We start from the raw sequence: 11,420 nt of genomic DNA, 5'->3' as shown, positions 1-11,420 counted from the left end.
AGTAGGTCAGCACAAATAAAGCTAACTAGTTAAGATCGTCATTTGTCCTTTGTCATTGGTCATTGTTAAAGCTTTCAAGCGTGTTTATGTTTCGTAACATAGTTTGATTTATTCCCACCGACTTACTTAAGTAAGCTGATGTGCATTTAAGTTGCATAATCAGGGCGGGCGAGACGCCCACCCCACAAGAACAACAAATCTCTTGTGGGGTGGAGAGAAGTTGCCGGGGAGATGTTCTTTCCGGCAAACTTCGGAGCATCCTGCCCGCCCTTGTCAAAAAATAAGCACTTTATGTTTAATTACGTCCATCTACTTAATTACGCCTTCATGCTTAAGTCATAAAAATTAAAGTCAAAGACTCATCAGTGTTGTTGAATCAGGAAATTCTGTGAAGAAATATGAATTTATCGAATTGCTGCGTAAATTCTTAATCTTCCTCTGACAATTACACACAGGTTCAAATCAAGGTCGCGCGATTTCATACTTGCATTCTGTAACGCGCATCCGGAAATTAACTAATTAGTCTTGTAGGGTACGTGTATGACTTTAATCTGAGATAAATTCACAAGATCTAAAGAAAGTCTGATATTGCAAGCAATGCAATATGTGATGTGACATAGTCTATTAATACTACAGTGGAAGGTAAATACCGTGGTATCTGAGCATTACACCGAGTTATTACTGGCCCACGAGCAGCTACGACAGTATCTCCTGCAAATTGAAGAGCTAGCCGCAGTCCAAGAACGCAAGCGTATTGCCCGTGAAATACATGATTCGTTGGGCAACGCCTTAACTAGTCTTAACATTCAGTTGCAAACGGCCCTCAAGCTTTGGCATATCGATCCCTCTCAAGCAGAACGGTTTTTAACAGAAGCTCAAAGACTGGGAACGGTTGCCATTAATGAAGTTCGTCAATCTGTCAGTTCTTTGCGTGCGAATGATACTCCAGAGCGATCGCTAGAAGAAATGATCGCTTCTGTTGTTGATAATTTTCATCAAGCTACTGGCGTATTACCTTCTACCAGCATTAGCATATCTGCTCCTTTGTCTATCAAGGTAGTAATGACTATCTACCGGATTGTGCAAGAATCATTGACAAATATATGTAAATATGCTCAAGCAACGAAGGTACAAATTCAACTAAACGTCACTCCAGATAACGTATTTCTCGTTATTCAAGACAATGGCAAAGGTTTTAGCCTGTCGCAAAAAAAAACTGGGTTTGGCATCCAAGGGATGCAAGAAAGAGTGACAGCCTTACAGGGTAATTTGAATATTGAAACTGAGCCAGGCACTGGTTGCAAGATCACTGTCGAACTGCCCTTGCTAGAAGTTCCCGTTTTGGAAAAAAAAACCCCAAAAGTAGATTTTTCTTTGACAATTTCCCAAAAGAACAAGACAAACTCCCAATTCTGTTCTGTACTATCTCTGGAACAGTATAACCACCTAGAAAATATTTTTATAAAAATTGTGGGCCCAGTTGCTCCGACATTATTAAAGCAAGTCGCGGCAAAGGCACACAGTCGCAAAGAACTCGTTGATAATTTGGCAGTTCACATGACTGGAAAACAACGCCTTGAGTTTGAAAAAAAGGCAATGTGTATTTTCCAGGAATCTACAACTACATCAGAGAATCAACTAGATGATTTACCTTGCAATGAGAGCTTTCTACGTCAATGCGAACGAAATTTAGCTGAATTCATCGGTCCAATAGCATCTTTTCTTGTTCAAAAAACTGTCAAAAAAAACCCTCATCTGTCCCGCGCTGAACTTGTGGAAATTCTGGCAGCAGAAATTCCCAATCCACAAAAAGCTTATAGCTTTCAGCAACACTTACTTTCTAACTTAAATTGATTAAATTAATTATCTTGTCCACGAAGCAGCTTTAGAGCTATTTCCAAACTCGATTTCATCCGGTTAAATGCTACTGCCAATCCACCAATTTCATCATTAGATTTTTCTTCAAAATCGACACTCATATCACCAGTGCTAACTCGTTGAGCTATTTTTTCCATTTTTCTAATTCGCTGAATGATTGCTTTTTTGATTAAGAAATTCAGCAAGAGAACTATGATAGCAAAAATAGCAATTAAAAGTCCCATCATTAAAGACCAAGTATGAGCAGCATCTTTAAAGACTTCTTCAGAAGGAACCGAAATTATTTGTGCAGCAACAATTTCATTAAGTCGCCAACCAAAGCCATGTTCTGTTCCATAAGTTGCCAACAAACTCTTAGGAGCTTTATCTACTGTTGAATGACATTCAAGACAACTCGGTTGTGTAACAGCTAATGGTCGGGCGATGTAAAATACCTCTCCTTGAGGAAGGTTGCGAAAACCAGTAATTTCTTTATTGTTGGAATTTTGTCGAAAACGTTCGACAAGCTGGGCTTCAAAACGATCGGCTTTATCTCGCAAATTAGTAGGATTCAGTGTTGCTTCTCTATATATAAAATTTTTATATTCTTCGTCATTGCGAAATTTTTCAAATATTTTTATAGCAGAGTAAGCAGGTACTGTTTCAGGAATAAATTGTGCTTCAGTTTCTAATCTAGATTTAAGTAGGGGATTTATGCGATCCTGTGTATACGTTCTAACTGAATTCATTGTACGCATCAGAATTAGCGCTTTAGAAGTCACTTCATTTTGCGCTCTATGCTGGAGTAAAGTTGATAGGGCAGTACTAGTCACTAAAATACTAATGATAAAAACTAGTATTAGAAGCAAGTTGACTTTAGTGCCAATATTTAAGTTTTTTAACATATATTTTTCTCATTCAATTGACACACTATTCTAGTATCTTAGCCGATTCGACAATATTTCTAGTTATACATATCAGATAATTTAAAATTCTAGAAATACTCTTTTATTACTGTTCGGTAATGCTAGCTATTACTTCCAAAAAAGCTATGAGATTAATCATAAATTAACCATGATTCACTTAACTATCATTAATAATGATTAAGCAATTTTCACGTCGTGACTTTCTTCTATTTCTACTATCTTTAACAGTAGCCTGTCAATCAAAATCGAAATACCAAGGTGAGTTAACTATTGGGGCTATAAATTACAGTGGCGGAGAACAAATAATTAACGAGTACGCTAAGTTCAATAGCTACTTGGGTGAAAAAATGAAGGCATACATTCAGTTAGAGCCTGCTTACAATGAAAATCAAGCAATTGAGCGCTTAAAAGAACGCTCTTGGTCATTAGTATTTGCTCCACCAGGTTTAGCAGCTATTGCAATTTCTCGTTATCAATACACTCCGCTTTTTCCTTTAATTGGTGATAGTAATTTGCGCTCAGTTATTGTTGTAGGAAAAGATAGCTCGCTTGGCGAATTAAAAATGCTAGAGGGTCAAACTGTTGTATTAGGTCAACCAGGTTCAGCAACAGGATATTATTTACCCCTTTACAACCTTTATGGTCTGACATTGGCAGAGATTTTATTCGCACCTACACCTAAAACAGTTTTAGAATGGGTGGCCCAAGGTAAAGCTACTGCTGGTGCGGTTTCAATCGCAGAATTGGATCTTTACGGTTCGCAGTTAAGCCAGAGTGGATTTCGCATACTTTTTAAAGACCCTCATTTGATTCCACCTGGTGTTGTTTTGGTTGGGCCGAGTGTGGAACGCAAAAATCAAGAGTACATCCGCCGAGCCTTGAATGAATTTCCTTCAAGTTTGGCTCAAGAGGTAGGGTATGTACCTAATGGAAAAGTACCAGATTACTACTACATGATTGCTGTAGTAGAACGGGTAATGGCGATCGCTTCCCAACTGCAAAACAAACCTGTTCGTTTATTTTGAGTTGATTAAGGGTTAATTTCACTCTTTTAATTTTTTCATAGTAGAAATTTAACCAGAAACAAATGACAGATCCCCTACTTCTGACCAGAAGTAGGGGATTTTACACATTTACTGAAATCTGCTTACGACTTTCGTTGAGCAGCTAAGTAAATTTGTCTACAACTTTCGTTGAGCGATCGCCCCAGGCTCCAACAAAAGTCTAGAAGTTGCTGTTTGATGCTGCAATTGGATTTAAAAGATTCAAAATAGGTAGTTAACGAGGTCAGTTTTGGCAACAGTTGCCACTTGATTATGAGTCTCTCATTTCCCGTCCGCTCAAATCCATTTCGCTTTCTGCTCTATACCGAATGGGGGTTAGTGGCAACTTGTGCTGTAGCTGACTCCCTACTGTCTGTTATTTTTTCGCGATCCCCTCATTTATCGATTCCACCCCTGTTGATTTTGGTTGTCTTCGGTTTCATGGGGTTGGTACTGCCTAGTGGCAAAACAGTTTACAAAGTACTTTATACAGCTATTGAAATCGGGCTAGTTTTATTTGGAGCAGCGTTAGGATACTTACAATTGTGGCCCGTGCTGTTGATTATAGTGGTAATCCGCAGTAGTTTTTTGTTTGATTTGTCGGGGCGCTACCTACTAGCTGCTTTGGTTTTTTTCCTGTTCTTGGTTCTACAGATCAAGATTAATAGCAATATTGGCTTGTCTGTTTCACTCTCGGAGCAAGGTAGATTTTGGCTGAGCCAATTGAGCTATGTGCTGCTGTTTGGCATGGCATTATTGTTTTTGCTGCAACTGGTGAATATGGTACTGAGCGATCGCCAGATGCGGGAACAACTGACAATTGCTTGCGAGCAACTGCGACAGTACACCCTGCAAATGGAAGAACTTGCCGCCGTGCGGGAACGCAACCGCCTTGCCCACAATGTCCATGATTCTCTCGGACATGCTTTGGCTGCCTTGAATATTCAGTTACAAGGCGCTCTCAAATTTTGGCAAGTAGATCTAGAGCAAGCCCATCAGTTTATTGTCGAGTCCAAACGGCTTGGTTCTATGGCTATGCAGGAGGTTCGTAGTTCAGTCAATACGCTTCGTGCTGATGTACCAAAAGAGCGGTTTCAGACAGCGATCGCATTTCTTATGCAGGAGTTTCATTATGCCACAGGCATTTTGCCTACTACTCAATTGAACTTAGATGTTCCTTTACCTGTAGAGGTTGCCAAAATGCTCTACCGGCTTATGCAAGAAGCACTGAAAAATATCTACAAACACGCGGAAGCAACAGCAGTTAATATTCAGTTGAGTGCTACCCCAGAGCAAGTCAATCTCACTATTGAAGACAATGGCAGAGGATTTCAATTAGATCAAAAACCGCTGGGGTTTGCTCTCCAAGCAATCCGAGAAAGAGTTACCCTCTTAAAAGGTCAATTCCAAATTGAAAGTAGTCCAGGTGCTGGTTGTCGCATTACTGCGAGACTACCCTTATCAGAATCCTCAGTTACTATATCGCAGCCTGCGAGAGTAATCTCAGATCAAAGCTGGAAACACCCTACCCTCCAGAAAAGTTTTGTACAAAAATGTCAGCGCGATCTCGCTGAATTAATCGGCCCGATGGCGATCGTTGTAGTTCAGGAAACAATAAAATCTTCTGAGCAACTTTCTCCAGAAGAACTGGTATTGAAGTTAGTAGCAGAGATTGGAGACTCCAAAAAAGCAGTGGAATTTCGGCAGCGCTTACTTTCTTAGTAGATCGGCACGAATAAAGTTAACTCGTAAGGGTCGTCATTTGTCATTTGTCATTAGGAGCCAGGGGCTGCTTAATTCTCACCTGCTAGGTTGAACCTGGTAACGAGGGTTTGGAGGCTCCGCCTCCGATCTGTTCCATAGGGGTGCAGCACCGGGGCGCACAGCAAAGGATGAAAATCTCTCTTCCAATGACGCCAGGTGCTACAACGGGGGCAACCACCAAGGGCGCACTGGCTCCCCAATGCCTCATGCCCAACTTTCAAGACAGTCCCCCCACGGACTTTTCACCCACAACGAGGGAATAAAAATCTCTTCGGCGATCTCCAATCCCCGATCCCTTTTACATATTGCTGCCACATCCGACTTTAGTCATAGCTAATTTTACTTATTCAGTCAACGAAAGTTAGAGGTAGTTTATATATTTCGTTGCACAGGGATTCAAGACATTCTTCAGATGTTTTTACCTTATTAAATTTTTACGATGAAGATAATGCTATAGAAATAAAAAATGGATTTTTCATGAATATGAAAACTAAGAAAAATGATAAATAATTCCAAGCTTGCCAACAAATTTACCTTGCTCCTATCGCTAGTTTTTATAGGGGCGATCGCGTTTAGTGGATTGGCTTTATCAAAGGCACTTGAATACACAGCTGAAAATGAAATCAACTACAGAGCGCAAGTGCTGATGCAAATGGTCAATTCAGTTAGAGACTATAGTAGTAGCCACATAACAAGCTTGTTAGAGCCTTATCTAAAAAATCAGGAAAAGTTTGTTCCTGAAACAGTACCTAGTTATGCAGCTAGGGAAGTATTTGAGAATCTACGCGACAAAAAAGAATATCAACATTACCTTTACAAAGACGCCACACTTAACCCAACAAATTTACAGGATCAAGCTGATGAATTTGAAACTAATCTTATAGAAAACTTCCGTAATAACTCAAGCTTGCAATCCAAATCAGGTTTTCTGACTGCATTTGGAGAGCAATTGTTTTATAGTGCCCGTCCTTTTTCTATTCAAAATCCCAAGTGTCTTAGTTGCCATAGCACTCCCGAAATGGCACCCAAGAGCCTTGTAGAAACCTATGGAACAGAGCATGGTTTTGGATGGAAGCTCAATGAGATCCTCGGTATTCAAATAATTTATGTTCCTGCCAGTCAAGTTTTTGAGAACGTTCGCAAGAATTTTTCCTTATTCATTGGTATTTTTATTGCAATTTTTGCCTTGGTCATTATTCTGATTAATTATTTGTTGAAGCTAAATGTAATCCAACCTATCAAACCAATGGCTCAACTGGCTCAAAAAATTAGTACTGATACAATTAATTCTGATGAAGCAAAAGAGTATGAAATTAAAAATCTGACAGTACTTGTTAAACGCACTGACGAATTAGGACAGTTGGGGCGAGTCTTTCAGAAAATGGTTCGTGAAGTCTACGCTCGCGAGCAACGCCTAAAACAACAGGTGCAGGAACTCCGCATCAAAATAGACGAAACCAAGATGGCTCGCCAAGTGGATGAAATTGCTCGCAGTGAATACTTCCAGAAATTACGCAAAGAGGCAAAAGATATTAGAAATAAATGGTCAGAATCAGATGAATAAGTGTTGGTGGTTGTAGAGACGTGCCATGGCACGTCTGTACATTGGTTAGTGGTTGGTGGTTGGTTGTTGTTTGGAAGTACAAGTAACTACCGAGTTAATTAAATAGTTCACATCAGGCGTAATTTTGAAATTTTAACTCTGAATTGAGGATATTTATTATGTCTAAAGTCATTTCTATCCATTCATTCCGTGGTGGAACAGGTAAATCAAATGTAACTGCTAATATAGCCACTTTGATCGCTCGTTCTGGTAAGCGGGTTGGTATTGTTGATACTGATATTCAATCGCCTGGAATTCATGTTCTTTTTGGTCTCGAAGAAGATAAAGTAAGCTACACCCTGAATGATTATCTGTGGGGTCGCTGTCCGATTGAAAAGGCTGCTTACGACGTTACACCACTGCTGAAAATGAAGCAGAAAGCCCCTGCAATCAGAGGTAATATTTATCTAATTCCTTCCAGCATCAAGACTGGTGAGATTTCTCGCATTTTGCGTGAGGGATACGATGCACGCCTGCTTAATGATGGTTTTCAGCATTTGAGCAAACGCTTAAAACTGGATTATCTTTTTATTGATACTCACCCTGGCATTAACGAAGAAACCCTACTGTCTATTATTATTTCCAACATCCTTGTGGTCATCCTTCGACCAGATCAGCAGGATTACCAAGGTACGGCTGTAGCTGTTGATGTGGCTCGCAAGTTAGATGTTCCTAGCATTATGCTGGTAATCAATAAGGCATTGCCAACTTTTAACTTTCAGGCTTTGCGGCAACAAATAGTTTCAACCTACGGTACAAATGTGGCTGGCATCTTACCTGTGTGTGAAGAAATGTTTTATCTGGGTAGCAGCGATATTTTCAGCTTGCGCTACCCCGATCATCCTTGGACACAAGAAGTAAGTGCGATCGCCAAGCATATCCTTAACCATAGGTGAAGTACCCCGCACTCCGTGTTTATCTCAACCAAGAGTTACAAAAAACCCCGCTTGGTCATTAGTCATTGGTCATTAGTTAGTGGTTAGTGGTTAGTGGTTAGTAGTTAGTAGTTAGTGGTTAGTGGTTTACTACTCCCCCACTCTCCCCATCTCCCCATCTACCCACCTTCCCCTACTTATCGTCCCGCACAGGTAGCGGTGTATCCAAAATTTCCATCAGCAACTCTAGGCGGGATGGACGTGATAGCAATGGAACCAGGTTTGGCAAAGAGTAGTAGTCACCCGCAAAAGTGAAAGTATCCACAGGTACTTGCTTTTCCTTCAGCTTGCCTTCAACGTAATCACACCATTGTCCCACTCGGACGATGATGACGTTAGGCATTACTCCCAAATCTCGCTGATAGGCTTGGTAAGCTTCAGCAAAGTATGGCTGGGTGTTTTCGCCTTCGTCGGTGACAATGATAATTTGTTCTACTAGCTGCTTTTTCAACCGCATGGTTTCCAGTCCCGCACCGATGCTAGTCCCACCGTTAGCAAAAATGTGCTGAAACGCTTTTTCCCAGTCTGACAGTTCTGTACCCTGTGCTTTCACTGGGTAAGCAATGGTGTCAAAAGCATACACAAACAAGTCTGCTTCGGTGATGCCAGAAATCAAGGCGGCAATTTGCTTACCCACTTCTAGCGCTATATCCATGCTTCCGGACTTGTCAACCAACAAGGCTGTTGGCTTGGCAATTTTACCGCGCTTTTTGACTTGCTCGTTCGCGACTTTTTCTAGCTTTGCAGCTGTTTCTGTATCCAACTGGGTGACATCGGCGGCGACTGTGGCTTTGAATGCAGAGACGCGATCGCTCTTTGCTGCTTGTTCCAACTTCCCATCAATCAATTCCTTGACTTCTGGGTGTTCCATTGCACCGCGTTGTTTGAGGGATTTGAGGTTGTTAATTACCTCTTGCGGTGACATGGAGTTAATCAACGCTACCAGCACCGTTGGTGTGAGTTGCTTCACCGCACCAATGGCAATGGTATAAGGGATGTTATGCTCGACAATCAAAGCTGCTTGTTCGGCTGGTGTGGCTGCTTTTGCCACTTGCTTGAGAATAAAGGCAAGGCTGTCTTGTGGTGGAGTATCTTTGAACAACACCGCATCTGCACGCATATTTGGCTTAATATGCAAAGTTGCATACAGGTGCTTCATTGCCTTGCGTCCGCGTAAAGCAGCGCGATCGAAAAGCTGAGGGTTGATTTCCCGCGCTTGCAAATAACGCCGCACGGCGGTACGCGTACAACGCGGAACTTTACCTAGTTGCTGCTTCATAAAGTCTACAATTCGCGCCACTTGGTAAGGTGGAAACTCTTGCAGCATGACAAACCCAGCGTCGCGGTGTGCATTCACATTGCTTGTCAGCAAATGTCCCACAAACACTTCTTTGTGGTCGCGGACATCACCGTTATGCTGATACCATACAGCCAGGTGTCCGTAGAAAATCGGGTCAAGTTCTACTATTAATTTATGGAATTCTGCTACCTTCTCCAGTTCGCGGTGAGGAGTTGTCAGCAAGCTGTTGAGAAGTTCTAAACGCAAGTCGCGTTCTGCTGTATTCATGGGTACTACCTCCATTTTGTGAAGAGTTGTGCGGAGGTAGTTGTCGCACGTTTGCGAGTGAATAATCACCGCGCAAGTCGAGAAAGCTGTTTGTTTATACATGGGAATCGAACCCATCTAATCGGTTAACAGCCGAGTACTCACCATTGAGTTAGTATGTAAGCTTTCTCTGTTAGGGCGCGGCGACAACTACCGTTTTAACTTGAGGAAGGCTGGATGTCAATCAAAGGTTTTAAGTCTGGTTCAATCCAGCTAGTACGAGCCTCCCAAGACATCAGTAAATCCTGACTGTAGTATTGCTGTGGAAGATACTTATTACCGTAACTATTGATTAGTCCATTAGTCAGCTGCAATAGCGAATCTTTTCTGTTGTTAACTGACAAATAACGACGCACCATCTGAATCCAAAATAGAGTGAGAGTTTCGTGATAGCCGCTATTTTTTGTAGTTTGAATACCCATAGCTGCGTTATACCGCTGGATACTTTGGCGAATGCGATCGCTTCCTTCTTTTTCACCATATTGTGTGAGATACCATAATGCAACTGTCAAATGTGCAGTATGATTCCACTCACATCGTGGCAAAGTGCAATGATTGAATGCAGCTAACAAATTTTCGATTTCAGCAACTGTCTGAAATTTGCTACATTTATCACTCATTATTGAGTTAAATAATTTATAATTTTAAACACTTCGCGCAAGTTGAAAAAGCTGTTCGTTCATACACAGGGATCGAACCTGTTACACTTACTTTATCAGAGTAATGCTCTACCAATTGAGCTAGTATGTAAGCTTTTTATGTTAGGGCGCGAAGTGAAAGATTGATTGCCCCACACAAGTTGGAAAAGCTATTTACATTTTGACTTTACCAATTTGTCTACATCGCCAAACAGTGGCGATGGTAGGAGTCGTAGACGCCCACAGGGCGGCTTCCCGTAGGGTACCTACAAGTTCCTTGCGGAACAATTATGTATGTAAGCTTTACCTGTTAGGGTGCGGGACAAATTTTTATCCGTAAACTGCTTCTGGTCTTACTATTAAATCACCACTTGGTCTGCGATCAATTATGTAAGATTCAAAGCGATTTAATTGCACATCAAAATGTTGTGCTAGCCGTTCTTTGATAGCGAAATCATTCATGCTTGTTGTTAAGCCCAGTTGTGACTCACTAATATCATATGAACGACCTTCAAAACGAATGTGAACCATACTCACACCTCCTTTTGATATATATTTTGGGAGGTTAAACTCTTTTTATATATTTGACTTTTGTTTGTTGATGTTTATATACTACTCGCATACTACACAATGTGTCAATACCTGAGAGGATTTTTAAAAGGTCTATGACAAGGTGGCAAGACCTTGATTGAATCAAGTTAGTAACCACGATTATTTAGATCCTAATCTGATAAAGATGCCTACAGTTCTACAGCGATCGCTATAGAGTTGTAGGCATGAAGTTACAAAGTATTTATACTCATGCTATTAGCATTTTTTATATAGGAAAAAAGTAGCTTATTTATCTTGACAGTTATTAATTTTTATTTTTGCAGTCAATGCAGATATCTAAACTAACCATCAACTATCAACTACTCACAGCCATCACAAAAAAGGCGTTGCTGAATTTGGTCATGAATTATGTGTGCATACATTTTTGTAGTTCGATGCCAAATCATTGTAGAGACGTAGCAATGCTACGTCTCTACATACCCGTGAATTGTAAATT

9 protein-coding genes and 1 tRNA gene are annotated in these 11,420 nt (G+C 40.9%); 5 read left to right on the top strand and 5 right to left on the bottom strand.

Annotation, left to right across the window (positions count from 1 at the left end):
* The first annotated feature begins 651 nt into the window (after positions 1-651).
* A complete protein-coding gene (locus HXY43_RS24245; RefSeq protein WP_290888962.1) occupies positions 652-1,854 on the top strand; it encodes a sensor histidine kinase in 1,203 nt (400 codons plus the stop codon).
* A gap of 5 nt (positions 1,855-1,859) precedes the next feature.
* Here the strand turns inward: HXY43_RS24245 and HXY43_RS24240 are convergent, their stop codons facing one another.
* On the bottom strand, positions 1,860-2,762 hold the full coding sequence (locus HXY43_RS24240) for a DUF3365 domain-containing protein (RefSeq protein WP_290888959.1): 903 nt from the start codon (positions 2,760-2,762) through the stop codon (positions 1,860-1,862).
* Positions 2,763-2,956: 194 nt separating this feature from the next.
* Between HXY43_RS24240 and HXY43_RS24235 the strand changes: the two genes are divergently transcribed.
* The 4 genes from HXY43_RS24235 (at position 2,957) to HXY43_RS24220 (ending at position 8,089) form a co-directional block, all read left to right on the top strand.
* Positions 2,957-3,808 (top strand): PhnD/SsuA/transferrin family substrate-binding protein, encoded by an 852-nt coding sequence (locus HXY43_RS24235; RefSeq protein WP_290888956.1) that lies wholly within the window; start codon positions 2,957-2,959, stop codon positions 3,806-3,808.
* Between the two features lie 291 nt (positions 3,809-4,099).
* Positions 4,100-5,548 (top strand): sensor histidine kinase, encoded by a 1,449-nt coding sequence (locus HXY43_RS24230; protein WP_290888953.1) that lies wholly within the window; start codon positions 4,100-4,102, stop codon positions 5,546-5,548.
* Between the two features lie 541 nt (positions 5,549-6,089).
* Positions 6,090-7,154 carry a DUF3365 domain-containing protein gene (locus HXY43_RS24225; RefSeq protein ID WP_290888950.1) on the top strand — a complete coding sequence of 355 codons (1,065 nt, stop codon included), beginning with the start codon at positions 6,090-6,092 and terminating at the stop codon, positions 7,152-7,154.
* 158 nt (positions 7,155-7,312) lie between these two features.
* Positions 7,313-8,089: a MinD/ParA family protein gene (locus HXY43_RS24220; protein WP_290888947.1), complete on the top strand. Its 777-nt coding sequence runs from the start codon at positions 7,313-7,315 to the stop codon at positions 8,087-8,089.
* Positions 8,090-8,261: 172 nt separating this feature from the next.
* On the opposite strand, the gene HXY43_RS24215 is transcribed toward HXY43_RS24220, so the two are convergent.
* From HXY43_RS24215 to HXY43_RS24200, 4 genes are all read right to left on the bottom strand, one after another.
* Positions 8,262-9,695 (bottom strand): vWA domain-containing protein, encoded by a 1,434-nt coding sequence (locus tag HXY43_RS24215; protein WP_290888944.1) that lies wholly within the window; start codon positions 9,693-9,695, stop codon positions 8,262-8,264.
* A gap of 197 nt (positions 9,696-9,892) precedes the next feature.
* The gene (locus tag HXY43_RS24210) at positions 9,893-10,354 is read right to left on the bottom strand and encodes a hypothetical protein (RefSeq protein WP_290888941.1); all 462 of its coding nucleotides are present in this window, start codon (positions 10,352-10,354) and stop codon (positions 9,893-9,895) included.
* 60 nt (positions 10,355-10,414) lie between these two features.
* Positions 10,415-10,484: transfer RNA gene (locus HXY43_RS24205), tRNA-Ile, on the bottom strand.
* A 218-nt stretch (positions 10,485-10,702) separates the two neighbouring features.
* Positions 10,703-10,903: a hypothetical protein gene (locus tag HXY43_RS24200; RefSeq protein WP_026734775.1), complete on the bottom strand. Its 201-nt coding sequence runs from the start codon at positions 10,901-10,903 to the stop codon at positions 10,703-10,705.
* Positions 10,904-11,420 lie beyond the last annotated feature (517 nt).

Origin of the sequence: Fischerella sp. (assembly GCF_013388695.1) — a bacterium.
GTDB lineage: Bacteria > Cyanobacteriota > Cyanobacteriia > Cyanobacteriales > Nostocaceae > PCC9605.
The sequence above is the reverse complement of the archived record's forward strand: the minus strand, read 5'-3'. Positions and strand labels throughout refer to the sequence as shown.

Excerpts from the sequence above, each read along its gene's own strand:
- HXY43_RS24240 (WP_290888959.1), bottom strand. The coding sequence starts at position 2,762 with ATGTTAAAAAACTTAAATATTGGCACTAAAGTCAACTTGCTTCTAATA.
- HXY43_RS24235 (WP_290888956.1), top strand. The coding sequence starts at position 2,957 with ATGATTAAGCAATTTTCACGTCGTGACTTTCTTCTATTTCTACTATCT.
- HXY43_RS24230 (WP_290888953.1), top strand. The coding sequence starts at position 4,100 with ATGAGTCTCTCATTTCCCGTCCGCTCAAATCCATTTCGCTTTCTGCTC.
- HXY43_RS24225 (WP_290888950.1), top strand. The coding sequence starts at position 6,090 with ATGATAAATAATTCCAAGCTTGCCAACAAATTTACCTTGCTCCTATCG.
- HXY43_RS24220 (WP_290888947.1), top strand. The coding sequence starts at position 7,313 with ATGTCTAAAGTCATTTCTATCCATTCATTCCGTGGTGGAACAGGTAAA.
- HXY43_RS24215 (WP_290888944.1), bottom strand. The coding sequence starts at position 9,695 with ATGAATACAGCAGAACGCGACTTGCGTTTAGAACTTCTCAACAGCTTG.
- HXY43_RS24210 (WP_290888941.1), bottom strand. The coding sequence starts at position 10,354 with ATGAGTGATAAATGTAGCAAATTTCAGACAGTTGCTGAAATCGAAAAT.
- HXY43_RS24200 (WP_026734775.1), bottom strand. The coding sequence starts at position 10,903 with ATGGTTCACATTCGTTTTGAAGGTCGTTCATATGATATTAGTGAGTCA.